The 24,755-nt window shown below is 51.8% G+C and carries 18 protein-coding genes; 6 read left to right on the top strand and 12 right to left on the bottom strand.

The features are described 5' to 3' along the window. Positions 1-34: 34 nt before the first annotated feature. From VD17_RS27930 to VD17_RS27920, 3 genes are all read right to left on the bottom strand, one after another. Entirely contained in the window at positions 35-3,202 is a 3,168-nt protein-coding gene (locus tag VD17_RS27930; RefSeq protein ID WP_046056642.1) for a CusA/CzcA family heavy metal efflux RND transporter, read from the bottom strand. A gap of 26 nt (positions 3,203-3,228) precedes the next feature. Further along, positions 3,229-4,452 (bottom strand): efflux RND transporter periplasmic adaptor subunit, encoded by a 1,224-nt coding sequence (locus VD17_RS27925; RefSeq protein ID WP_046056641.1) that lies wholly within the window; start codon positions 4,450-4,452, stop codon positions 3,229-3,231. Between the two features lie 88 nt (positions 4,453-4,540). Next, complete coding sequence (locus VD17_RS27920; RefSeq protein ID WP_185753239.1) at positions 4,541-5,827, bottom strand: TolC family protein; 1,287 nt, start codon at positions 5,825-5,827, stop codon at positions 4,541-4,543. 359 nt (positions 5,828-6,186) lie between these two features. Between VD17_RS27920 and VD17_RS31955 the strand changes: the two genes are divergently transcribed. From VD17_RS31955 to VD17_RS27905, 4 genes are all read left to right on the top strand, one after another. After that, positions 6,187-6,861: a heavy metal response regulator transcription factor gene (locus tag VD17_RS31955; RefSeq protein ID WP_045061360.1), complete on the top strand. Its 675-nt coding sequence runs from the start codon at positions 6,187-6,189 to the stop codon at positions 6,859-6,861. Beyond that, positions 6,858-8,288, top strand: a complete 1,431-nt coding sequence (locus tag VD17_RS27915) for a heavy metal sensor histidine kinase (protein ID WP_046056640.1) — start codon at positions 6,858-6,860, stop codon at positions 8,286-8,288. Before VD17_RS31955 ends, VD17_RS27915 begins: the two co-directional genes overlap by 4 nt. Before the next feature lie 484 nt (positions 8,289-8,772). After that, entirely contained in the window at positions 8,773-9,447 is a 675-nt protein-coding gene (locus VD17_RS27910; RefSeq protein WP_046056639.1) for a heavy metal response regulator transcription factor, read from the top strand. Continuing rightward, complete coding sequence (locus tag VD17_RS27905) at positions 9,444-10,853, top strand: heavy metal sensor histidine kinase (protein WP_046056638.1); 1,410 nt, start codon at positions 9,444-9,446, stop codon at positions 10,851-10,853. The genes VD17_RS27910 and VD17_RS27905 overlap by 4 nt, the downstream gene beginning before the upstream one ends. Before the next feature lie 82 nt (positions 10,854-10,935). Here VD17_RS27905 and VD17_RS31950 read toward each other — a convergent pair whose 3' ends face one another. Next, positions 10,936-11,229, bottom strand: a complete 294-nt coding sequence (locus VD17_RS31950; RefSeq protein WP_440130589.1) for a DUF2790 domain-containing protein — start codon at positions 11,227-11,229, stop codon at positions 10,936-10,938. A 284-nt stretch (positions 11,230-11,513) separates the two neighbouring features. Then, a complete protein-coding gene (locus VD17_RS27900) occupies positions 11,514-12,191 on the bottom strand; it encodes a heavy metal response regulator transcription factor (protein WP_046056637.1) in 678 nt (225 codons plus the stop codon). A gap of 485 nt (positions 12,192-12,676) precedes the next feature. Between VD17_RS27900 and VD17_RS27895 the strand changes: the two genes are divergently transcribed. Together VD17_RS27895 and VD17_RS27890 are read left to right on the top strand one after the other, a co-directional pair. Beyond that, positions 12,677-13,489 carry a hypothetical protein gene (locus tag VD17_RS27895; RefSeq protein WP_185753238.1) on the top strand — a complete coding sequence of 271 codons (813 nt, stop codon included), beginning with the start codon at positions 12,677-12,679 and terminating at the stop codon, positions 13,487-13,489. 194 nt (positions 13,490-13,683) lie between these two features. Beyond that, on the top strand, positions 13,684-15,384 hold the full coding sequence (locus VD17_RS27890; protein ID WP_046056635.1) for a phosphoethanolamine transferase: 1,701 nt from the start codon (positions 13,684-13,686) through the stop codon (positions 15,382-15,384). 245 nt (positions 15,385-15,629) lie between these two features. On the opposite strand, the gene rloA3 is transcribed toward VD17_RS27890, so the two are convergent. The 7 genes from rloA3 to glmS form a co-directional block, all read right to left on the bottom strand. Continuing rightward, on the bottom strand, positions 15,630-16,145 hold the full coding sequence (gene rloA3, locus VD17_RS27885; RefSeq protein WP_185753237.1) for a retropepsin-like aspartic peptidase RloA3: 516 nt from the start codon (positions 16,143-16,145) through the stop codon (positions 15,630-15,632). A gap of 70 nt (positions 16,146-16,215) precedes the next feature. Then, positions 16,216-17,130 (bottom strand): cation diffusion facilitator family transporter, encoded by a 915-nt coding sequence (locus tag VD17_RS27880; RefSeq protein ID WP_046056633.1) that lies wholly within the window; start codon positions 17,128-17,130, stop codon positions 16,216-16,218. A gap of 179 nt (positions 17,131-17,309) precedes the next feature. After that, positions 17,310-17,660 carry a zf-TFIIB domain-containing protein gene (locus VD17_RS32930; RefSeq protein ID WP_311132814.1) on the bottom strand — a complete coding sequence of 117 codons (351 nt, stop codon included), beginning with the start codon at positions 17,658-17,660 and terminating at the stop codon, positions 17,310-17,312. Positions 17,661-17,750: 90 nt separating this feature from the next. After that, the gene (locus VD17_RS27870) at positions 17,751-20,123 is read right to left on the bottom strand and encodes a heavy metal translocating P-type ATPase (protein ID WP_080932085.1); all 2,373 of its coding nucleotides are present in this window, start codon (positions 20,121-20,123) and stop codon (positions 17,751-17,753) included. A gap of 424 nt (positions 20,124-20,547) precedes the next feature. After that, entirely contained in the window at positions 20,548-20,973 is a 426-nt protein-coding gene (locus tag VD17_RS33225) for a DUF6957 family protein (RefSeq protein ID WP_440130588.1), read from the bottom strand. A gap of 642 nt (positions 20,974-21,615) precedes the next feature. Continuing rightward, positions 21,616-22,773 (bottom strand): TniQ family protein, encoded by a 1,158-nt coding sequence (locus VD17_RS32975; protein ID WP_080932084.1) that lies wholly within the window; start codon positions 22,771-22,773, stop codon positions 21,616-21,618. Between the two features lie 148 nt (positions 22,774-22,921). Then, positions 22,922-24,754 carry a glutamine--fructose-6-phosphate transaminase (isomerizing) gene (gene glmS / locus VD17_RS27860; protein WP_046056630.1) on the bottom strand — a complete coding sequence of 611 codons (1,833 nt, stop codon included), beginning with the start codon at positions 24,752-24,754 and terminating at the stop codon, positions 22,922-22,924. Between the last annotated feature and the right edge of the window lies 1 nt (position 24,755).

The following is a 24,755-nucleotide window of genomic DNA, read 5'->3' as shown; positions in this document are numbered from 1 at the left end:
TCGAATCTCGATAGTGGGCTTGAAAGCCAAAGAACTATACGGCTGCTATTTTGTTGTCTTCGGCTTCATCCTCATCTCGACGGTGCGCCCAGTGATAAAGCGCAGGCAATATCAGCAGAGTCAATGCAGTTGAGGATAGGATGCCCCCGATCACTACGGTAGCCAGTGGTCTCTGGACCTCTGCCCCCGTTCCGGTGGCCAGCGCCATCGGGATAAAACCAAGGGAGGCCACCAAAGCGGTCATCAACACTGGGCGCAACCGTGTCAAAGCCCCTTCATTGATCGCAGAACTCAACGAATGTCCTTCCTCCCGAAGATTGCGGATGAACGCAATCATCACCAGACCATTCAGCACCGCCACGCCTGACAACGCGATGAAACCAACACCTGCCGAGATCGACAGCGGGATGTCTCGGAGCCATAAAGCCATGACTCCGCCCGTCAGAGCGAATGGAATACCGGTGAACACCAATAGGCCATCCTTGAGGTTGTTGAACATCATGAACAAGAGTGCGAACACCATGAGCAGGGCCACCGGGACGACAATTTGTAGTCGCTTGGCAGCGGATTGGAGCTGCTCGAATTGCCCACCCCAGGTGGTCCAATAACCGACCGGGATCTGCACCTCTTTATCAATGGCCTTACTGGCCTCCTGTACAAATGAGCCGATATCCCGTCCACGCACGTTGGCGCTGACGATCACCAGACGCTTGCCGTTTTCACGGCTGACCTGGTTTGGTCCCAGCACCAGATCGAGGCTCGCCACTTCTGAAAGAGCAATAAACCCGATCTGATCGGCATTGCTGTTAAGCAGCGCCGGTACCGGGATTAGCAGTGTGGACAATCCCTCGAGATCCTTACGCATGGCATCGGATAAACGCACCACCATGTCGAAGCGGCGGTCTCCTTCATACATCGTACCGGCTTGACGGCCACCGACCGCCACCCCAATGGTGTCTTGTACGTCGCCTACGTTCAGACCGTAACGGGCGGCTTTATCACGGTCGATGTTGATGGTCAGTACCGGCAGCCCCGACGTTTGCTCGACCTTGACCTCGGAGGCGCCATTGATTTTCTGCATGGACGCGGCAATTTTTGCAGCGGTGCTGTTAAGCACAGCCATGTCATCACCGAAGACCTTCACCGCCACATCACTGCGCACGCCTGAAATCAGCTCGTTAAAACGCAGTTGAATAGGCTGAGAAAGCTCATAGTTGCTTCCGGGCATCGCGGCTGTAGCTTTTTGGATATCGGCTATCAACGCCTCCCTGGATTTATTCGGATCAGGCCATTGATTCTTCGGCTTGAGCATCACATAGCTGTCAGAGATGTTTGGTGGCATTGGATCGGAGGCGATTTCTGCTGTACCAGTACGAGCAAACATCCGCTTGACCTCAGGTACCTTTGCCAACACAAGGTTTTCAAGACGTTGCTGCATTTCTACCGATTGCGTCAGGCTGGTACCTGGTACACGCAATGCTTGCAACGCGAAATCCCCTTCACTGAGACTCGGCACAAACTCGCTGCCCATTCGACTAGCGACCACACCGCACACCGCGATAATGCCTAGTGCTATGGCGAATGCCAGTGATCGATGGCCCATGACCCATTCTAGCGCCGGGGCATACACCCGACGGGCGCCACGCATGATGATGTTCTCTTCTTCCTTGACCTTGCCGGTGACGAACATCGCAATCGCCGCCGGGACAAAGGTCACCGACAACAGCATTGCGCCGAGCAAGGCGATCACTACGGTAAACGCCATTGGGTGAAACATTTTTCCTTCGACGCCGGTGAGGGCAAAAATCGGCAGGTACACGACCATGATGATCAGCTGGCCGAAAATCAACGGTCGGCGTGCTTCCTTGGCCGCCGCGAACACTTCGTGAAAGCGTTCGGAGCGGGTGAGGATGCGTCCGTGGTGTTGCTGCGCATGGGCTAGACGTCGGATGGCGTTTTCGACAATCACAACCGCGCCATCAACGATGATGCCGAAGTCAAGAGCTCCGAGGCTCATCAGGTTCGCGCTGACCTTGTTAGTGAACATGCCGGTGAATGTGAATAGCATCGCGAGCGGGATAACCATGGCAGTGATCAGCGCGGCGCGAATGTTGCCAAGGAACAGGAACAGAATCGCGATTACCAGGATCGCACCTTCAATCAAGTTCTTCTTAACGGTGGCGATCGCCTTGTCCACCAAATTGGTACGGTCATAGACGGTGACTGCTACCACCCCTTTTGGCAGTGAGCGGTTGATTTGTTCAAGTTTGCTGGCAACTGCCTGGGCTACGGTGCGGCTGTTCTCACCGATCAGCATGAAGACTGTGCCGAGCACCACTTCACGACCGTTTTCGGTCGCGGCCCCCGTGCGCAACTCACGGCCGATGTCCACGGTTGCGACGTTCTTGACGCGGATGGGCGTGCCGTCGACGTTGGCCATGACAATATTGGCGATATCGTCGGTGGTAGCTACTTGGCCGGGTGCGCGAATTAGTAACTGTTCGCCACTGTGCTCGATGTAACCGGCACCGACGTTGGCATTGTTGCGCTCCAGCGCTGTAACAAGGTCAGTCAGTGTAAGCTTGTAAGCCGCCAAGCGTTTTGGATCGGGCGCAATCTGGTACTCCTTGGCGAACCCACCAATGGTATTGATTTCGGCGACCCCGGGAACATTGCGCAGCTGAGGTTTGATGATCCAGTCTTGGATCACCCTCAGGTCGGTCGGCGTATAGGGACTGCCGTCCTCCTTGACTGCACCTTCTTCAGCCTCGACCGTCCACAGAAAAATTTCACCCAGGCCGGTTGAGATCGGCCCCATGACGGCTTCCACGCCCTCGGGCAGTTGCTCCTTGGCCACCTGCAACCGTTCGTTGACCAATTGCCGGGCGAAGAACAGGTCAGTGCCTTCCTTGAAGATCACTGTGACTTGCGACAAACCTGAGCGTGACAGCGAGCGAGTTTGTTCTAGAGCCGGCAAACCAGCCATTGCAGTTTCGATGGGAAACGTGATGCGCTGCTCGGTCTCCAGGGGTGAAAAACCTGCGGCACCCGTGTTGATTTGCACCTGGACGTTGGTGATATCGGGAACAGCATCGATCGGCAGCTTCTGGTAGCTGGCTATACCGAGGCCGGCCATGAGGAAAACCGCGAGCAGCACGATGATGCGCTGCTCGATGGCAAATTGGATCAGGCGTTCGAACATGAGAACCTTCTCGTGGAAGTGGCGGATCAGTGGGCGTGTTCAGCCGAGGCTTTACCCAGTTCTGATTTCAGAATGAAACTGCCGGCAGCGGCGACTCGAACACCGGGTTCCAGCCCCTCCGTGATCTCGACCAGACCCGCCGAGCGGCCGCCTGTCTCCACTGGCTGAGCCTTAAACCCGTCGTCCGTCCGAACGAAAACAGTTTGCTTGTCCTCGACGGTCTGGATAGCCGCTTCGGGTACAGCGACTTTTGTTTGCCGAGTATCAGTGTCAACCTGCACAGTCACGAATAGCCCGGGACGCCATGCACCTTGTGGATTGGCCAAGGTCACGCGGACCGTGGCAGTACGGGTTTGCTCACCCAACAAACTGCCGACATAGGCCACGGTTCCAGTGACTTCGGCATTCAGTTCCGGCGCACTGACCGTGACCGACTTGCCCACCAGTACCTTGTTCAAATCCTTTGGCGAGACACCAAAGGTCACCCATACACGCGACAAGTCGGAAAGGGTGAAGGCATTAGTGGTTTCGCTGACAACCTCACCGAGGCCCAAGTGTTTCTCAACCACTACGCCGTCGAACGGCGCACGCAATTCATATCGGTTACCCCCGCTGGCCACCGAGCTGCCACTGAGTACGCTAATTTTTTGTCGAGCATTGCTGAGGGCGATTTCGGCTTCTTGCAAAGCCTGGCGGGCTTGCAAGAAATCCTGTTCGGCAGAGATTTTGTCCTGCCATAACTGTCGCTCACGCTCGTAGGTAGTGCGGGCTAACTCAAGACGACGTTGCGCCGCGGCTTGTTCACTACGTTGATCAGAAATTTGTTGGCTGGCGATCACGGCCAGCAACTGGCCTTTTTTCACCGGCTGACCAAGATTGACATGGACCGATTCAACGACACCGGGTACGCGGGGTACCACATGCGCAGTGCGGTCTTCATCAAAACGGATTTCTCCAGGGAAGGGCAATGAAAGGCTAATGCTCTGCGCCTTGGCTTCGACCAACTGGATACCGGCTGAGCTGATCTGCTCTTCGCTCAGTGTCAAGTGGCCCTCTTCCGCTTCGCCTTCCGCGTGTTCGCCCTCAGCCGACTTTCCGCCAGTAGTTTCATCGCTGTGATCGTCATGGCCTTTGCCCTCCTGAGCCTGAGCTTCAGCTGAGGGCACCGATGGGCTGCTCATCCACAACGAGCCGATACCTATACCCACCGTCAAGGTCAGTACAGTGACGAGGATTAGTTTTTTATCCATGGAGACTCCCTTCGCAGCCCAGTCGGCAGTCACGAATTACCGTGGTACTGCGATGCTGAGCAGCGGTAAAAAAAGCGTTATATGAAATTCAAGGGGTACGAGTGAGAAGGGCGACATCACCGAAAATTCGCTCGATGCGCACCCAGGCGTCTGTCGCCTCGGCGATGGCCTGGATGTATTGCGTGCGTGCACTGATCAAGGTGCGCTGAGCATCGAGCACGTCGAGGAAGTTAAACTTGCCCATTTCGAAGCCTCGGGTAGCGGTGTCGACGGCACTTTGCGCGGCAGGCAGGATGGTTTTATTGAACGACGCGACTTCAGTGTTAGCCGTCATCCACTGATCCAGAGTGGTCTGGATTTCTGTGCGCAGGCGTAACTCACTGGCGTTGCGAAGGTCGCGGGCTTGATCGGTACGGCGGGCGGCGGCCAGTACGTTGCCCTGGTTACGGTCAAACAATGGGATGGGCATAGACAACCCCACGACATTCACCCGCTCGCGCTCACGCTCGTCGTATTGGCTCCCGATACTCACGGTGAGGTCCGGAATTCGCTGAGCCTTCTCCAGGCCAAGGGAGGCTTCCCGCTGATCTATTTGCAGTTTTGCCAATCGTAGCTCCGCAGTTTCACCTATGCGATTAAGCAGCAGTGACGAATCCGGCACGGTTGGCATCGACCGGCTTGGATCACCCACAGACACGAATGCAGGCAAAGGCGCGCCCATGACCTGAGCGAGTCGCTGGTAGGCACTGGCCTCATCCCGCTCAGCCCGCCTCAGTTCCAGGCGCACTTCTGATAGCTGAACCTCTGCGCGTGTACCTTCAACGGGTGAGGATTTACCACTCTTGATGCGACCTTGAGCTACACGCAAACCGCGCTCGGCGAGCTCAAGTGATTGACGTGATAACAGCAGTCTTTGCTGAGCCGTCGAGGAGCTGTAAAACGCCTGAATGACATCGGCACGCAGAACATTGCGTTTGCGTTCCAATTCAATCCCGGCCGCGTCCTGAGCTCGACTGGCCACTTCGATCCTAGCCCCGCGCTTACCGCCAAGCTCGATCGGCTGGTTGATCATCACCGTCGTAGTGCGTGAGTTTCGCCGAGTATCTTCAGCCACCCAGGAAACCTCAGGGTTAGGGATCAACCCTGCCTGCTGTCGCTCTCCCTGAGCAATACCAGTCTCCCATTGAGCGGCCGCCAGATCAGGGTTATTCGCAAAAGCAGTTTCAAGCGCCTGATCCATTGTGAGTATCTGAGCGGTCGCCGCAAACAAAGGACTAGTCAAAAGTGCAAGGATTGAAATTAGACCTGCTCTTAGCATGGTTTTATGCGTGATTGGGTGAGCAATAAACTTTCTACACCGAAGTAATTCCATCATTCCTTAAAACCTTTAAAACAAAAAGAATTTCCCATGAGGCAAATGTAATTCTCCGCACCTATCAACAAGGTGACCGAAAAATTACAAATACGTTATCCAGCGGAAAAACCTCAATTAATGTATTAGGATGAAGTCAGAAAGTGCTCGCTCCAAGCAACAACCTGAAACAAAAAAGGTGAGCCAGACCTAGTACTTTAGGAGATCAAGGAAACATGACGACCTTGCAACGCTTTAAACCATATGACCAAGCAAATTAAAGATACAACCAGAGCCGAACATTTATACAGATTAATAAGACCCTTAAACCAAGTTCTATAATATTAAATAATTCCGATACATTTACCAGAGGGTGAAATCCTATGCGAATCCTTGTGATAGAGGACGAGCTAAAGACTGCTGAGTACTTACATCAAGGCCTGACCGAAAGTGGCTATATTGTAGACTGCGCATCGACCGGGGCTGATGGACTCCATCTAGCACGTCAGCAAGCTTATGATCTTGTAATACTAGACGTAAACCTTCCTGAAATTGACGGATGGGACGTTCTTGAAAATATTCGGCAGACTAGTAGTACTCGGGTAATGATGCTGACTGCACGAGGGCGTCTGGCAGACAAGATAAAAGGATTAGATCTGGGAGCCGATGACTACCTGGTCAAGCCATTTGAATTTCCTGAGTTACTTGCAAGAGTACGCACGTTAATGCGTCGCAGCGAACATATTCCAGTTCCAGAGGTATTAAAAGTTGCTGATCTTGAACTTGATCAAGGTAGACATCGCGCATTCCGCGGAAAACAACGCATAGATTTGACGACAAAAGAATTCGCGTTGCTCCATCTGTTGATGCGTCAATCTGGAGAGGTGTTATCTCGCACTCAAATTATCTCTTTAGTTTGGGATATGAATTTTGACTGCGACACCAACGTAGTCGAAGTTTCGATACGAAGACTAAGAGCCAAAATAGATGATCCATTTGAAACAAAATTAATTCATACCCTCCGCGGCGTAGGCTATGTACTGGAGGCAAGGAAATGAAGCCGGTCAGCCTATCGATGCGACTGGGGTTGACAGTTAGCATTATGGGAGCAGTACTAGTAGTGCTTTTAGCGATACTAGCTTTTTTAGCGCTTACTCACGAACTTGATTCGCGCGCAAAGAACAGCTTAGAAAAGAAGATGAGTCAGATTGAGCACAGTCTACTGATGGATATCAGTACCCGTGACATGAGCTTAAAACCACATGTGCTACTAGATCAAGTGCTGGGGCACGACAATCTTAACCTGACCATCTTTGATGATGACAATATGAGCGAACCTCTCCTGAGTATTGGAGCAGATATACCTGACGTATCTACGAATCAAACCGGAACAGCCGCCAGTAATAAGCTATCGTACTATTCCCCAGCCGAAGAGACCGGAACCCACATCCTCACCGCCTCTAAACTCATGAAATTAAAGGATGGTGAGTTCGTATCGGTCTTACTGTCTATTGATCGCTCGAGTGATGAAACGCTATTGAGCGCCTATCTGAGTTCGACCATTGTAGCGGTCCCACTGCTGTTGATTCTGATTGGTATCAGCGCCTGGGCGATTGTGCAACGCGGTTTATCCCCCCTCCGCGAGTTCCGTAAAGTTGCGGCCATGGTGTCGGCCCAGGATTTAAGTCATCGACTCTCCGTTGTCAATATGCCCCAGGAACTCAGTGAGCTTGCTCACGGCATAAACTTCATGCTGCACCGTCTTGACGGCGGGGTTCAACAACTATCGCAATTTTCTGATGACTTGGCGCATGAGTTGCGGTCACCGATTACGAACCTTATGGGGAAAGCTCAGGTAACACTTTCTCGAGAACGCCCGGCAAAAGAGTACAAGGCTGTTTTAGAGTCATGCACTGAGGAACTAGGACGAGTCACCAGAATTGTTTCAGACATGCTTTTCTTGGCCCAAGTAAGTCATCCGGCCGCACTCGTGCCGTTTGAAAGTATTTTACTAGAGGATGAAGCGCTAAAAGTCATCGACCTTTTTTCTCTATCGGCTGACGAAAAGAGCGTTGGTATAACTGTTAGCGGATGGGGCAAGGTTTTAGGTGATCGGCTCATGATTCAGCGGGCTGTCTCCAATCTTTTATCAAATGCCATTCGTCACTGCCCAGCAGGGCAGTCCATTGCTATAGAGATTGAAACGCAAACAGAAAAAGTCTCCCTATCAATAAGCAATCCTGGGGTAGGAATTGAGCACCAGCACTTGTTTCATATTTTCGATCGTTTCTATCGTGTGGATAACAGTCGCTCACGAGCCGAAGGCGGTACTGGATTAGGGTTGGCCATTGTCCGATCCATCATGAGCCTCCACCAGGGAACGGCAGAGGTCCAAAGTATACCAGGCCATCCGACAGTCTTTCGACTTACATTTCCAAAATATAGTGCGCAAAGTAACCTAAAAGCCCACAAGTCAGGGCAGTGATTTTAGTATAACTTTAACTAAAATCACAACAAATAGAAAATAAACTAAGAGCGCGACTCCGTAAATCCATAGAGCATAGATAGGACGGGATATTTACAAATAACAAAGCGAGATCAACTCCCTTTGGTACATCCTGCCAGTCTTTCCAAAAAAACGCGTAAAGCATTAAATTGATTACCTGCGCCGTAACACCTCGAAACGATTACCTATAGATATCAGCCGAGCGGAGCTTGGCTTCAGACTGAAATAAATGTAAGGGCGCCGCGCTTTAACACGCCTGCGACATATGGTCGCAAACACTTTTGCCGTGAAAGCTCTTTCTCCTGTTGACCCTATAGCAGCTTCAGGCTTGATACTGAACACTTGAGCAATGCGCGGTTTTGAGATTTTTATGATCGAATAGTTCTACATCATTTCTTAGTCGGGCATTTAAATAAACTTCGAAAGTTTATTATTCAATTCATATTACATAGGCGGCACTACCATGCGAATGCTTGTAGTTGAGGATGAGCTTAAAACTGCCGAATACCTGCATCAGGGTTTGACTGAAAGCGGCTATATAGTAGACCGGGCGGCGAATGGTACGGATGGACTTCACCTTGCGCGTCAACAAACCTACGACTTGGTAATACTTGACGTCGATCTACCACAACTTGATGGCTGGGGTGTGCTGGAGCGACTGCGCCAAAGCAGTAACACCCGGGTCATGATGCTGACTGCTCGCGGGCGCCTAGCGGACAAGATCCGCGGCCTCGACCTGGGTGCCGATGACTATCTGGTCAAGCCATTCGAATTTCCGGAACTGTTGGCCCGGGTACGAACTTTAATGCGTCGCAGCGAACACGTTTCCGTCCCGGAGGTCTTGAAAGTCGCCGATCTGGAACTCGACCAGGGCCGCCATCGGGCCTTCCGGGGCGAGCAGCGCATCGACCTGACGACCAAGGAGTTTACCTTGCTGCACCTTTTGATGCGCCAGTCGGGTGAGGTGCTTTCCCGCACCCAGATCATTTCACTGGTCTGGGATATGAACTTCGACTGCGACACCAATGTGGTCGAGGTTTCAATCCGCCGCCTGAGGGCCAAGATTGATGATCCTTTTGACAAGAAGCTAATCCATACCCTGCGCGGCGTTGGCTATGTACTGGAGGCCCGGGAATGAAGTCGGCAAGCCTGTCGATGCGGCTGGGTTTGGCGGTGAGTATCATGGGCGCATTGTTGGTGTTATTTCTGGCGGTTCTTGCGTTCATCTCGCTATCGCATGAGTTAGATAAACTGTCAAAAGACAACCTGAGCGAGAAAATGCGGCAAATCGAGCACAGTCTTTCGATGTATGAAAAACCAGTCGATATCAACATTAAACCGCACGTATTGCTGGATCAGGTGATGGGGCATGACAACCTGAACCTTACCATTTATGACCTGATAAATATGAGGACGCCGCTCTTGAAGTCAGGCTTTGGCTTGACGGACCCCAGGGTGGAGTTGAAGGCGGCAGGGACTGCCACCGACCAGGTGTCATATTCCCGAAGCACTGATGATCAGGGCCGGCACTTCCTGACTGCGTCCAGACTGATCCGCTTGCCGAACGGTACGAATGTCGCCGTATTGCTGTCACTTGATTGCGCCAACGATGAAGCGCTGCTCAGCACATATCTAAGCTCGACGATCATGGCCTTGCCGTTGCTGCTGCTACTTATCGGCCTCAGTGCTTGGGCTGCGGTAAAACGGGGGCTCGCGCCGTTGCGGGAGTTTCGTAAGGTGGCCGCCATGATCTCTGCTCAGGACCTCAGCCATCGACTCTCGGTGGTCAAGATGCCGCAGGAGCTCAGCGAACTGGCCCATGGCATCAACTTCATGCTGCATCGACTCGACAGCGATGTTCAGCAGTTGTCGCAGTTCTCCGATGACTTGGCCCACGAACTACGATCGCCCATTTCCAACCTGATGGGCAAGGCCCAGGTGACGCTGTCCCGAGAGAGGCCGGCCGAGGAGTACAAAGCGGTGTTGGAGTCTTCCACCGAAGAGCTTGGGCGGGTATCCCGGATTGTCTCGGACATGCTTTTCCTGGCGCAGGTCAGTCATCCCGCTGCACTGGTCCCGTTTGAGACCATTGCGCTGGAGGATGAAGCCTTGAAGGTCATCAATCTGTTTTCACTGTCGGCGGAAGATAAACAGATCAGCGTGAGTGTTACTGGCAGGGGGTCGACCATTGGTGATCGGTTGATGATTCAGCGGGCAATTTCCAACCTGATGTCCAACGCAATCCGTCATTGCCCGGTAGGCCAAGCCATCACAATCACCATCGAAGTCCATGCCACAGAAGTCTCGCTGCTTGTAGCCAACCCAGGCGCAGGTATTGAACCTCAACACCTACCGCACTTATTCGATCGCTTTTATCGAGTTGACACTCATCATTCGCGCGCTGAAGGAAGTACCGGGCTTGGTTTGGCCATTGTGAAATCAATCATGAGTTTGCATCAGGGCGTCGCAGAAGTTAATAGCTCGCCAGGCAAGATTACGACCTTCAAGCTAGGTTTTCCAAACATCCATGGACAAACCAGATGATGACACCAACCATAGAAAAAACAGCCCTATCACATCAGCCGTTCATTCGCGCGTGTTACGACACACACCCACAATTTAGTATTCAATAACGTGGGAGCTTTCCAGCTGAGTCTTCATAGGTCATTCGAAAAGGTACAACGTTGCAAGAGCGAATTGGCGGGGCCGTACTCACCACTTTTGCGATATCAAGCTTCATTCCATCACGATATTTCTGAACGTCCGGAACTGTCTTGCCTTTTTGGGCAGCGTAGGCGGCCATTGATTTCTGATTTGCTTCCATGGCGTCCCCAACGTTGCGATCACCACGGCTTTCAGCAAATGTTATCGAAGACAATGACAGCGTCAGTGAAACAGTACTTAATTTTGACAGGCTCATAGCAGAGTTTCTTTAAAGCAGTTACAAAGCCGTTAAACTTACGTAAGTTTAACTCGATAAACTTTTCTGGATCATTTCAGAAAAATTACTTATTTGTATTTTCCAGCCGTTAGCCTTCAGAGCCAGGAAAAGTATCAAGATCAGCCATGCGCAGTACCGCCCCACCCCGGAGACGGTTTGGAATCTAATAAAACTGACTTTTAGGGTAAGTATTTGTGCATTCTGAATTTAAATTCAATGTCGACTATCTCACACAACCTCAAAATTAAAAGAATTAAGAGGGCTCATTTATCACGCGTTTCGAGAACATATCCAACACCGCGCAAGGTATGGATCAGCTTGTTGTTGAAAGGATCATCAATCTTGGCCCGAAGCCTTCTCATTGCTACTTCAACAACATTGGTGTCGCAATCAGCATTCAGCCCCCAGACAGAGGACATGATTTGTGTGCGCGACAGTGCCGTACCAGCCTGTCGCATCAAGAAGTGTAGCAGGGTGAACTCCTTGGTGGTCAGCTCAATCCGCTGCTTGGCGCGAAAGGTCCGGTGTCTACCCAGATCGAGTTCCAGGTCGCCAACACACAACACGTCGGGCAATGCCGACAATTCAGTGCGCCGCATGAGACTGCGTACTCGGGCCAGCAGTTCGGGAAACTCAATTGGTTTGACCATGTAATCGTCGGCGCCTAGGTCGAAACCTTTGATTTTGTCCTCCAGACCACCTTTAACGGTAAGTATCATGATGGGCATAATAATGACCTTACGAATACTTACGAGTAGCCCCCAATCGTCACCTTGCGGTAGGTTTGCGTCAAGCACTACAAGATCATAAGTCTGTTGGCAGACCAAGCGTAAGCCATCGATTCCGCTGGCGACGCAATCAACGACAAATCCGCTTTCGGTCAGCCCCTGGTGTAAATAATGGGCAGTTTTCGGCTCATCTTCTATTATCAAAATACGCACTTTTCATGAATTCTCGACACTACATTATAAACAATCTCACACGCGCACAAACAACTTTATTAGCCGCCCCAGTTCAGCATATTTCCGTTGTACGGTTTTAGTCAGCAAGGAGCTATTAAGCGCCGCCGAGACTCCATTACGTTATCGACGTAAAACATACAAACTTCGACACTAAGTAGATCTTAGACTAATTGTCTACGACAGAGGAACTTATAACAAATTTGTAATTCTTCAGTCACCATTTTGATAACTGTTCATCAGTACATTGAGCCTGAAAAAAATCTACGCGTCATAGAATCCTGCGGGCGTGTCGACTTTTGATCGATTTCAGCCGCCTGAAATTGATGCTCTCAGTCTTTTAGACCGTCAAATACTTACAAGTGAACAAAGAAGCTGCGCACTTTGGGGGCGTAAATCTCGTAATGCCATCTCGCATTAGAAAAATGTTGTGGGCGGCAGGCCCACTGTCTCGCGTTTCGTCTTTGATGACGGCATCTCTCGCCGAGGATAGGACCAACACCCGCGATTCGGCATTGAAAGCAGCATTGACCAATTGCCCAAGCGTCGCTGATGCCCAGCGGGAAATCCAAACTGCCCAAGCGGGGCACCAACAGAGTGATTTGATCCCCAATCCAGTACTAATAATCGATGCCCAAGCCTTCCGCGAAAATTCGAACACCACTAACGTAAACCTCCGCCGGACGCCGAAAGTGTGCGGCAAAAGTCACGTACGGATTGAGGTCGCGTCTAAGAGTCAAGGCGTAGCGACGCTGGAGCTTAAACACCGCCGCAATGACTTGCGCCTCGATGATCGAAGTCTTTTACGACGTCATGACTGGACAGCAAGGTCTGATTTCAGCTCAGAGTTAGCACTGACTGGCGGAACGAGGATAGCTAGCATCCGGAAACGGCTGAACCAGGCGGGCACTTCTACGCCGATTTTGTACTTTGGCCGCAAACAAAGAAGCATTTCGTCGGAGGCCAACGGCACGTACCAGTCTAGTGATCTGCACAACGTCGCCGAGCTGCGCCTGCGGCTCGAAATCCGCCAGGCTGTAGACAAGCGATCGAAGGCCAACAGAGAAACGAAGTCCTTCAGTCAAGTGATCCTTCCCGCCGCACGAAGCGCTGAGGACGCCAACACTAATTGCTTTGAAATAGCCAAGCTCAACTTACCGGATGTTCTGGGCCTTCCCCGCCCCCGAACCCAAGACCTCACTTCAGCACAACTTCTGACGTTCAATGACGAATCGAGCGGATCTACAACCACGTCACTTACTTGGAGTCCTACCTCATGAAGAAGATTTTTATAAGCGTGGGGTGTCTGGCGGTTTTGCTAGTCGCAGATCGCCAACTAGCTGACGAGAACGTTCAGGGTCACTGGTGCATCCACGAGCTGCACCGCGCCATTGGCGATTTTTTTTTACCTAATACGTAGTGACACTCCGGTAGCAGTTCGCGCCTGGATACGTCGAGATATTCCGGAGTAGCCATGAATAACAAAGCACAAATTCGCAGTTGGGAAATCACACTCGGTAGCAATCAGTTAATTCTTGCAGTTTCGACCTGGCTTCTATTGTTTAGTAACTGGCCATTTTGGCGTGCTGTCTGGCAAGGCGTGGGGGGCCTACAAGATGGCAACACCCTATTTGTGCTTAGCCTGCCTTGGTTCGTGTTGATTTGGCTATACGTATTGCTCAGCGTAATGGCATGGGGACGATTGATGAAGCCTGTGCTAGCTGTCGTGCTGCTGGTTGCGGCAGTAACGAGTTACTTTATGAATAGCTATGGCATGGTAGTTGATTACAGCATGCTAACGAATGTGATGCAGACCGACAGTTCTGAAGCCAAGGAGTTGCTGAACTGGGATCTACTACTGTGGATGTTGGGCTTTGGTGTTATGCCGGTGATGATTATCACCCGAGTCCATTTGATTCAACGATCGTGGTCCCGCGCACTTGCTCATCGATTGACGGGAGTAGCAGTAGCGCTCACCTGCTTGGCGATCATCGTATTTACGCTTTATCAATCCTATGCATCGCTGATACGTAACCATCGCGAACTCAGATTGATGTTGGTTCCTTCGAATGTCGTTTCGGCAATCCATGGGTATACACGTCGCCAACTAACAGTTCCCGCCGAAATAAAAATAATTGGTGCTGATGCTCGCCGTGAAGAAGCTAGTGCCGGTGTGCGCAAACCACGGCTAACGGTACTGATGGTGGGTGAAACCGCCAGGTCCGCAAACTTCTCCCTCAATGGCTATACCCGGGATACCAATCCGGAATTGGCCAGTCGTGGTGTCTTAAGTTTTACCCATGTCAGTTCATGTGGGACAGCTACGGCCGTTTCCTTACCCTGCATGTTTCTGGACGTGGGTAAAGAGGGTTACAAAGACGGTATGGCCTTGCGTAGAGAAGGACTATTAGACGTGTTGCAGCGGGCCGGCGTATCGGTCCTTTGGAGAGACAATAACTCAGGTTGCAAAGGTATTTGCGACCGCGTACCCAATGAAAAATTTAAAAATCAGAAAGCGCAGAGCTTATGTAAAGCTGACGAATGTTATGACGAAATCTTGTTGCAAGATCTACAAGCCTACCTAGATCAACAACACCGGGATTCAATCGTAGTACTACACATGAAAGGCAGTCACGGACCATCCTATTCCAAGCGCTATCCTCCAGCGTTCGAACGATTCGGTCCGGTTTGCGATAATAACCAACTTGAACGTTGTACGCGCGAAAGCATTGTCAATGCCTATGATAACAGTCTCAGTTATACGGACTATGTACTAGGGCAAACGATCGACCTGCTAAAGCGCAACGCTGAGCGTTTTGATACGGCGATGCTTTATGTCTCTGATCACGGTGAGTCTCTCGGCGAGAATGGGCTTTACTTGCACGGACTTCCTTATGCCATGGCTCCCAGCGAGCAGACTAGTATCCCAATGGTACTCTGGATCTCCAAAGACATGCAGTCGCGTCAAACCCTCGACCCCCAATGCCTGAAGGAACAGCGTGGCGTATCACTGTCCCATGACAACTTATTCCATTCTATATTGGGATTGATGGGTATTCAAACTACAGCGTATCGCCCAGAGCTTGATCTGTTCAGCACCTGTCAGCCCAAAGTGTCAACATCATTAAAGCTCGTGCAAACATTTGAGCGTCAATCAGTGAAAACACCCAAATAAGATGGGGCTGCGAGAAAAATCTAAACTCAGCAATCACCCCATAGGATTACTTCTTCATTCAAAGCCATGCAAATATGATTATTGGTCTTTGCATGGCGCCGCCTCTAACTCTTCCTAAAAACTAATATCTTGTTGAGCATCTTTTTATAAGACTATTTAGTCGACCATCCTAAACGTCAAAAAAGCTGTAAACTTCTGCCGAGCTATTTCCTTAGTACAATCACCCTGCACGTAGGATGTTAGTTCTAATTACAGTTGGGTTCGTCAGTGAAGGTGCGCGAGACATCGACCGCCCCCAACGCCCCCAAAGTTCGGCGACCAAGCAAGACGGGATAATTCATGTCGCCTCGGTCCTTCAGTGAAAACTCTTCCTCATAAATTTTATCACCTATGCACATCGTCATCATGACTACAGGACGATGTTCAGCGCCGCCGGCGCCTCTAACCTTTACATTTCTTTCGACGCGTCGCTCGAAGAGTGCGTTACTCACCTTCTTAGTTTTGGTATCTTTGACTTTAACGTTGAAACGAACCCATTCCTCTCCATTTTTTCGGAATCGTTCCAAGTCTTTCGCATCCATCGAAGAGGTAAGAGCCCCTGTATCTAATTTTACTTTCACGGCAATATTTTCCGGTAAAAGTATTCCTTCTTCAATCCACCCGAATACCTTTTCTGGATTAGCAGGTGTTGAAAAAGCCGGCTGTGCTACAAAAGCCAAAAGCATTGCCAGCCCAGAACAACTTAAAATATTTCTGATCATTTTAATCAACCCTATTGATCGGTATCAGCGATGTAAAAACTTGCGTCCGGTTAAAATAAATGCAACTCAGTTAGTGGGCCATACCCTCATGGTCGTCAGCTAGTTTGCTATGAAAGTCCGAACCTTCCATTTGAACAGTCGTATGACTGATCTGAAACTCCCCACTCATAAGTGAGGTTACTTCGGACAAAATATCTTGCTCACTACGGGAAGTGGAGTCAGCGACCAGATGGACGCTCATTACACTTTTTCCACTGGTCAAAGCCCAAACATGCAAGTCGTGCACATTTTTGACGCCATCAATCCCATAAAGCCTCGCCTCCACCTCCTGTATATCGATGCCGCCTGGAACTCCTTGAAGCAATATGTTCAAGCTTTCCTTAAGTAATGACCACGTTCTGGGCAGCACCCAAAACCCAATACCGGCAGCGACAAGGGAATCTACCCAGTTCCAACCAGTAAAGCGGATCAACAGGGCGGCGATAATGACGCCAATAGACCCCACCATGTCACTCCAAACCTCTAAATAGGCACCTTTAACATTGAGGCTTTCACCACTGGCAGCACTTAGCAGACGCATTGAAATGAGGTTGACGATGAGCCCGATCACCGCGATAACCAACATGCCAGTCGACTGAATTTCTGCAGGGGCCTTAAGTCGCAGATACGCTTCATACACGATATATATTGCGACTAAAAATAACAAAACCGCATTGAATGTGGCTGCAAGTATTTCGAATCTTGCGTAACCAAAGGTCCGTTTTTTATCCGCAGAGCGCTTGGCTATATGAATAGCAACCAAGGATATCGCTAAAGCAGCCACATCCGTCAACATGTGAGCCGCGTCGGATAGTAAGGCCAGACTGCCGGTGACAAAGGCCCCGATGACCTCCGCCACCATAAAGCTCGTCGTTAGGGCGAGAGCGATCCACAACATCTTCTCATGGCCTGCGCGCACCTGGCCGTGACTGTGTCCAGATCCCATAATCTTATTCTCCTAATAGTGACTCGGGAAAACCCCACCCATCCTGGTATTACGTTGCTACAGTCGGTTGCAGAACATAAGGACCTGAGACTACCCCAAACCGTTCCCTTAAGCGATATTCCACTTCAGGGTTGATAGTGGTTTGAGGTAAATCTCAATCAAATCGCGATATCTCACCCTTAATCAAATAGCTCCTGCAAAAACGATTTTTTACGGTACGACTGTTGCCCCTGATGGCCACCCTGACTTTGATGGCCGCTCTTATGGCTGCTCTTATGACCACCGTCTCTCCAACCGCCACCATGGTGTCCTTGCTGATCACCGTGGCCTTGGCCACTTCCATGCTGGCTGTGATCAGGCTGTGCTGCTGGAGGAGCATATTGCGCCGGTGGAATTGCGTTCTGTGGAAGAAACCTGACGGCCTCCTGTTGTTGGCTGCGTTCGATGATCTTGTCGAGTTCACCTCGGTCGAGCCAAACACCACGGCATTGAGGACAATAGTCAATTTCGATGCTTTGGCGCTCAGTCATTACGAGGGCAGTATCTTTGCAGATTGGACATTGCATGATTTGATTTCCTTGTGCGGACATATAGTTGAAGAAGAGGTCGCAGCTTTCGTATCACCGACGCAATAACCGCAGGCCGTTAAATACGACGAGCAAGCTCGCCCCCATATCGGCGAAAACAGCCATCCACAACGTAGCGTGGCCAGACAATGCAAGCGTCAAAAAAACAACTTTGATGCCCAGCGCCAGTCCGATGTTTTGCTTCAAAACAGTGGCACATCGACGACTCAGGCTAATAAAATCAGCAATCTTGCGCGGGTCGTCATCCATGATGGCTACATCAGCCGTTTCAAGCGCTGTGGCAGTCCCTGCGGCCCCCATTGCAAAACCAATATCGGCTTGTGCCAATGCTGGAGCATCATTTACGCCGTCACCCACCATGCCAACAGAACCAAAACGGCGTTTGAGTTCAGCGACGGCGGCTTGTTTATCCTCCGGCATCAGGTTTCCGCGCGCATCCTGAATGCCGAGCTGCGCGGCAATTGATTTGGCTGTTGCAGGGTTGTCACCCGTGAGCATCACCGGTACGACATTCAACGCTTTCAGAGCAGTTACGGCTGCAATACTTTCAGGTCTTATTGTGTCCGCCACAGCAAAAATCGCCACTGGGCCGCTGGTGGCGCAGAGCACGATTACTGTTTTTCCTGCGTTTTCCAGCAACGACAATCGGGCCTCAAGCGCTGGCGAACATACACCCAGCTCCTCTACCAAGCGGTGGTTACCCAAGTGCCATGATTGACCGTCAATAGTGCCTTTGACGCCACGCCCGTTGAGTACACCGAAGTCCTCGACCGGCAGGGTCGAGGCGTCTGGCTGCTGTAGTTTCCATCCGCTGACCAGGGCCTTTGCCACTGGGTGTGTGCTGTGGTCATCGAGACTCGCAGCAATCTTCAAGGCCATCCCGATGGGCAGATCACCAAACGGCTCGGTATCAGTCAGTATTGGTTTGCCTTGGGTCAAGGTGCCGGTCTTATCGAGTGCGACAACCTTCAGAAGTCGGCCACTTTCAAGGTATGCGCCGCCTTTAATCAAGATGCCATGTTTGGCAGCCGCAGCCAGACCACTGACGATGGTAATTGGCGTTGAAACCACCAAGGCACAAGGGCAAGCAATGACCAATAAGACCAGCGCCTGATAGAGCCAATTGCCCCAGGTCCCACCGATCAGAACAGGGCCCAATACAGCAACCAAGAGGGCAAGTACCACTACAGCCGGGGTGTAATAGCGTGCAAACTGATCCACAAAGCGCTGAGTAGGTGCTCGCTGAGATTGCGCGTCTTGTATCGCCGACGCGATACGAGCAAGAGTGCTTTCTCCTGCTACAGCCGTCACAGTCGCTTCAACCACACCATCAGTAACGATACTGCCTGCGTAAAGAGGATCGCCGACCTGCTTATCAACCGGCAGGCTTTCGCCGGTAATTGGAGCCTGATCAAGGGCCGCACGACCAGACTCGACGCTAGCATCCAAGGGTACTCGTGAACCTGTGCGAACCCGAATACGACTACCGAGTAACACACTTGCCACCGGCTGGTCTTTCCAACCGCCATCAATCATGACTTCAGCGGTTTCTGGCGCTAACGCAGTTAGCGACTTGATCGCGTTACGCGCGCGCTCCAGAGAAAGTGCTTCGATAGCCTCAGCAATAGCGAAGAGAAAAACCACCATCGCCGCTTCAGGCCATTTACCTATGACGAGAGCACCGACGACAGCCAGCGACATCAGAAAATAGATGTTCAGCGTGAAGTTCTTAATCGCAATCCAACCCTTTTTGAGGGTAGGCAGGCCAGCGCTAAGAATGGACAGAGCGGCAAGCACCATCACCGGCCAGGAGCCTTCCTGCCCAGTTGTCCACGCAATGACCTCAGCGGCGATAGCAGCCAGGCCGCTAATGGCCAGTAATCCTTTCAATTTTGCGCTCAGGGCAGGGGGAACCGCCGATGGCGCGGCACCGGCCTCAAGCAAGCTCGGCCCCATGTCCAACGCGACTAATGCGGTGACGATTGACTGCGGATCATCTAAGCGGTGGTGCACGGTCAACTCACGATTCAAGAGATTGAAGTCGAGTCGGACAATTCCGGACATGGGTTCCAGCCGGTTACGGATCAGGCGCTCCTCTGTGGGGCAATCCATTTTGTCGATGCGGTATCGAACCCTGTTGGTCCCTTCCGGAGCGGGACTACTCTTGATAATCGCAACACCTTCGGTAGCTTGCGTGCCATGAGCACAACACGCATCGGCATGATCGTGGGCATGCTCATGCTCATGCTTGTGGTCGTGGTCGTGGTCGTGGTCGTGACCATGTTCTTTATGATGTCTAGGTTCAGCAGCCTCAACAGACCCATGCTGATGGTCAGATCCGCAACACTCTTCTTTCTTCTGTACGTGAAGACGGAGGACCGGCTTGAGCTTGTTTTCCTGGTTCATGGTGTTTCTACCGCAGAGGATAATTCCACCATTCAACAGCCTGTACCTACTACAGGGTCAAGCACGGAATGAAGTCTGCCGTTTCTTGTCGTGGCATGGTATGCCCCACACAGTGATTTCTATCAATCGATTGAGTGTTTGATATCCCCCTCTGCGATTCACTATGACCAAGCCATCCCATTAGAATTGTGGGACTGCTAGTGAACATCGCCTAGCCTGGTTGCTCAAGGATGGTTAATCCCGCACACAACATGACCACGATCATGCGCAAGGGCAAACCTAAGTACTGCCTACATGCATGTACTGTTCGACACGGTTGCTGTCCAGCGCCATGTCTTGGTAAGCACCGGAAAAATATAGGGATGGCTGAGACGGACGAAACTTACACCGCGGAACGTCGATGACATTGCGCACCAGTGGATCTTCAGTACAGGCTCTGCGCGACGTCCAGGTCTGTTCGTACCCTTCGACCGGGTCCCATCAACACATAAACGGTGTTTTTAGTCTCGAACAGGCAATCATGGGTGAATGAAACACCCAATGAGGTTCTTACCCAATGACCGCGAGGGAAACGTCCTTTGCTATCGTGGATAACACATAAAGCGTTGACCAAAGTAGGAGTGACTCCTCTTTTAGCAACGGCCTTTAACTGACGGGGGGAGACCACTATATCAACCACTGTCCAGTCAGCGACCAGGCAATAGGCGCGGCCTGGGAAGTAAAATCTGACCAGTGCCAAGGCGTCTGAATGAGCTAGCTTGTTCACGCTGATACGATGTTGACCCAGGTTGCCGGAATTCGTTGACCCACCTGGAGGGTCAGCAAACGATGACCTTGCGCGAAAATTCATAAGCTAAGTATGGGGCAGCCGAAGTCAGCAGCTAGGTCAAAATCGTATCAGCGCCAACACCGGGCCAAAATGCGCTATCTGATCGACTGTGCCAAAGCTCTTGAAGCAGCCTGCGCATCCGGTACACCGAGTTCGCCCCCCAGTACCAATTCTTCACCGCCAGGAACGGAAGGTGCCACCTCCCACGCTGGAGGCCAGTAAATGGAGGAAGCCCTAGAAATACAAAAGCCCGCGTAAGCGGGCTTTTGTTTAAGAATTCGACCCTGGTGGAGCACAACCTACATCAGGGGAGCAGCAACAGAGACGGCGAAGGGTTGTTGTGAACCGGCAACACAGAATCTACGCGCAGACAAATCTTACTGCATAGACATGCTTGCTGCAAATTAGAACGACTGGATAGCACTATTGGCCGTCGCGTACTTGGCGCGATCACCTGCCGCTTACGAGAGAAATCCAAACGGGCCTGATGCGGGACCTACGCTCGAGCACCTAGCGGGAAACATGTGAACGCCATATCGTTCACTGATAAGGCGTCGATGCGGAGAATAGATTTTCCTCCATGCACTGGAAAACGACAGGCTAATGGCCATCGCGTCAAAGCGCTGGGAAGGTTAGCTCAACCTGATACAGCAATCGAAACAATTAGCCGCAGGTAAGGCTCGCTGTAACGCGCTCCTCGACCGGGATCCTGGACATGGCAGGGCCAACCATCCGAGGTGATCGGGGAGCCCATCGTCTTACCATAGTTTGAGGTTGGGAGTGATTGCAACAATGGTATTTAACTGGCCGCTCATTGGCCATGACATCATTACTCCATGCGTCTAATGACAATGGTGATGGGAAAGGACATGACCAGATACCAACGCCATCAGTATAGCTTTCTTCGATATAGTGTACCGATTCGAAGCCACCAGCGTTATACGTTGACCATAGAGAGTCTATTGGCCGAAAGTCGTCCCCATATATCAGATAGTCAGTCACGAAATCTTCTAAACTTTCATAGGTCAGAATCAATATCTCAAAAATCTCTCTAACATGGACATTTAGTCTTCGCGAGTCACTATTATCATCAGCCTGATCAATCTCTTTTAACGAGTCGCGAAGCCATTCCAACTTGCGCTCACGTTTGCTCTTCAACGCAGCTGTTCGAGGCTCAATCGAAAGCAGTTTCTCATAAAGAATACAAATGGCTGCGTCATCTGGTATGTGAAATGCTAAGGAACATAGGCTCTCTACGAAGCGAGCCCGCTTCAATGCCAAAGGATCTTTATTGGGTATACCTACCGCATCACCGAGGTGCGTGCCCCCGCACTTTGACCACATAACCTCTAAGCCGTGACCGCCATCTGAGAATGGCTTGTCGCAGAAAGGGCAAGTATTCAACAAGAGCAAATTATGTTTCGGGCAAACAGTTACATCATCTTGAAATGACCGGCGCCAGTATGAAAAACCCAACGTGCGAAGGTCTTCTCTGACACACTCCGGGCAAAACGAACTCGGCTCAGAATTCAACTCGTACCAATGCCGCGCACTAGTATAGGTCGTTTGCGAATACGAGTGGTCGCGTGGGCTCTTGATGACTGACTTGAGAGGGTAAGCCGTATGATGATGAAGCAAGCGATTGAACCGGTGACATCCAGGCCATTGCAAAACTGACGCGATCTTCTTGATTCCCTCCGAGGATATCCCAAGTATCGAAAACCCTCTCAGTCCATTAACGGTAGGATCGTTACGATTGACGAAGAGATTTCTTGCGACATACGAGCGAAGGGATTCATCAGATTGGATTCGCTGCCACATTTTCGATATTGAGCCCCGGTCGCCGATGAGGGCGTTCGATTGCGAGGTACATGGCGCTGAGAGGCGGGATGAGGGGAGGAACAACTCCCTCAGCCGCCTGCGACAGTTTTAATTCTCTAAATCCATGTTTCCATCACCTGTGGATAACTTATTCCACCGTCACCGACTTCGCCAGGTTACGCGGCTGGTCAACGTCGGTGCCCTTCAACACGGCAACGTAATAGGAGAGCAACTGCAGCGGAATGGTGTAGAGGATCGGCGACAGGATGTCGTGGATGTGTGGCATTTGCACAACATGAGTGCCTTCGCCATTGGTCATGCCGGCCTGCTCGTCTGCGAAGACGATCAGCTCGCCGCCACGGGCGCGGACTTCCTGAAGGTTGGATTTCAACTTCTCCAGCAGTTCGTTGTTCGGTGCCACAGTGACCACTGGCATGTCGTTATCCACAAGCGCCAACGGGCCATGTTTCAGCTCGCCGGCCGGATAGGCTTCAGCGTGGATGTAGGAGATTTCCTTGAGCTTGAGCGCCCCTTCCATTGCCACCGGGAATTGCGCGCCACGACCGAGGAACAGGGTGTGGTTTTTCTCAGCGAACAGCTCGGCGATTTTTTCGACGGTGCCGTCCATGGCCAGGGCTTCGCCGAGGCGGGTTGGCAGCCGACGCAGCTCTTCAACCAATGTGGCTTCGACACCTTTGGCCAACGTGCCATGAACCTGGCCCAGGGACAAAGTCAGTAATAGCAGACCGACCAGTTGAGTGGTAAATGCTTTAGTCGAGGCCACGCCGATTTCGCGACCGGCCTGGGTCAGCAGAGTCAGATCGGATTCACGCACCAATGAGCTGATGCCGACGTTGCAAATTGCCAAGCTGGCGAGGTAACCCAATTCTTTGGCGTTGCGCAGAGCGGCCAGGGTGTCGGCGGTTTCGCCGGACTGGGAGATGGTCACGAACAGGGTGTCTGCCTGCACCACTACCTTGCGGTAGCGGAATTCGCTGGCGACTTCGACCTGGCACGGGATGCCGGCCAGTTCTTCGAGCCAGTAACGGGCAACCATGCCGGCGTGGTAACTGGTGCCGCACGCGACGATCTGCACGTTACGCACTTTGGCGAACAGCTCGGCAGCCTGTGGACCGAACGCTTGCACCAGCACGCCGTTGGGACTCAGGCGACCTTCCAGGGTGCGCTGCACCACGGCCGGTTGTTCGTGAATTTCCTTGAGCATGAAGTGTCGGAATTCGCCCTTGTCGGCGGCTTCGGCGCCATCGCGGTACTGCACGGATTCGCGTTTGACTACTTGGCCGCTCACGTCCCAGATCTGCACGCTGTCGAGGCGAATTTCAGCGATGTCGCCTTCTTCCAGGTACATGAAGCGGTCAGTGACCTGGCGCAGGGCCAGCTGATCGGAAGCCAGGAAGTTTTCACCCATGCCCAGACCGATGACCAGCGGGCTGCCACTGCGGGCCGCCACCAGACGATCCGGTTGCTGAGCGCTGATCACCGCCAGACCGTAAGCACCGTGCAGCTCTTTGACAGTAGCCTTCAGGGCCACGGTCAGATCAGGCAGATCCTTGAGTTTGTGGTTCAACAGGTGAGCAATGACTTCGGTGTCGGTGTCCGAGGTGAATACGTAACCCAAGGCTTTCAGTTGCTCGCGCAGGGCTTCGTGGTTTTCGATGATGCCGTTGTGCACCACAGCCAGATCACCGGAAAAATGCGGGTGAGCGTTGCGCTCGCACGGTGCACCGTGAGTGGCCCAGCGGGTGTGGGCGATACCCAGGCGGCCGACCAGCGGTTCTTCGGCCAGCGCCAGTTCCAATTCACTGACCTTGCCCGGGCGACGCAGGCGCTCAAGCTTTTGGTCATTGGTGTAGACCGCTACACCGGCACTGTCATAGCCACGGTATTCCAGGCGTTTCAGGCCTTCGAGCAGGATGGCGGTGATATTACGTTCTGCGACTGCGCCGACAATTCCACACATG

Source organism: Pseudomonas fluorescens, assembly GCF_000968015.1.
GTDB classification, from domain to species: Bacteria; Pseudomonadota; Gammaproteobacteria; order Pseudomonadales; family Pseudomonadaceae; genus Aquipseudomonas; species Aquipseudomonas fluorescens_W.
This window is presented reverse-complemented; position numbering and strand designations above follow the sequence as displayed.

What these genes read in the sequence shown, in the direction of transcription:
- VD17_RS27930 (WP_046056642.1), bottom strand. Translation starts at nt 3,202, where the DNA reads ATGTTCGAACGCCTGATCCAATTTGCCATCGAGCAGCGCATCATCGTG.
- VD17_RS27925 (WP_046056641.1), bottom strand. Translation starts at nt 4,452, where the DNA reads ATGGATAAAAAACTAATCCTCGTCACTGTACTGACCTTGACGGTGGGT.
- VD17_RS27920 (WP_185753239.1), bottom strand. Translation starts at nt 5,827, where the DNA reads ATGATGGAATTACTTCGGTGTAGAAAGTTTATTGCTCACCCAATCACG.
- VD17_RS31955 (WP_045061360.1), top strand. Translation starts at nt 6,187, where the DNA reads ATGCGAATCCTTGTGATAGAGGACGAGCTAAAGACTGCTGAGTACTTA.
- VD17_RS27915 (WP_046056640.1), top strand. Translation starts at nt 6,858, where the DNA reads ATGAAGCCGGTCAGCCTATCGATGCGACTGGGGTTGACAGTTAGCATT.
- VD17_RS27910 (WP_046056639.1), top strand. Translation starts at nt 8,773, where the DNA reads ATGCGAATGCTTGTAGTTGAGGATGAGCTTAAAACTGCCGAATACCTG.
- VD17_RS27905 (WP_046056638.1), top strand. Translation starts at nt 9,444, where the DNA reads ATGAAGTCGGCAAGCCTGTCGATGCGGCTGGGTTTGGCGGTGAGTATC.
- VD17_RS31950 (WP_440130589.1), bottom strand. Translation starts at nt 11,229, where the DNA reads ATGAGCCTGTCAAAATTAAGTACTGTTTCACTGACGCTGTCATTGTCT.
- VD17_RS27895 (WP_185753238.1), top strand. Translation starts at nt 12,677, where the DNA reads ATGACGGCATCTCTCGCCGAGGATAGGACCAACACCCGCGATTCGGCA.
- VD17_RS27890 (WP_046056635.1), top strand. Translation starts at nt 13,684, where the DNA reads ATGAATAACAAAGCACAAATTCGCAGTTGGGAAATCACACTCGGTAGC.
- rloA3 (WP_185753237.1), bottom strand. Translation starts at nt 16,145, where the DNA reads ATGATCAGAAATATTTTAAGTTGTTCTGGGCTGGCAATGCTTTTGGCT.
- VD17_RS27880 (WP_046056633.1), bottom strand. Translation starts at nt 17,130, where the DNA reads ATGGGATCTGGACACAGTCACGGCCAGGTGCGCGCAGGCCATGAGAAG.
- VD17_RS32930 (WP_311132814.1), bottom strand. Translation starts at nt 17,660, where the DNA reads ATGACTGAGCGCCAAAGCATCGAAATTGACTATTGTCCTCAATGCCGT.
- VD17_RS27870 (WP_080932085.1), bottom strand. Translation starts at nt 20,123, where the DNA reads ATGAACCAGGAAAACAAGCTCAAGCCGGTCCTCCGTCTTCACGTACAG.
- VD17_RS33225 (WP_440130588.1), bottom strand. Translation starts at nt 20,973, where the DNA reads ATGAATTTTCGCGCAAGGTCATCGTTTGCTGACCCTCCAGGTGGGTCA.
- VD17_RS32975 (WP_080932084.1), bottom strand. Translation starts at nt 22,773, where the DNA reads ATGTGGCAGCGAATCCAATCTGATGAATCCCTTCGCTCGTATGTCGCA.
- glmS (WP_046056630.1), bottom strand. Translation starts at nt 24,754, where the DNA reads ATGTGTGGAATTGTCGGCGCAGTCGCAGAACGTAATATCACCGCCATC.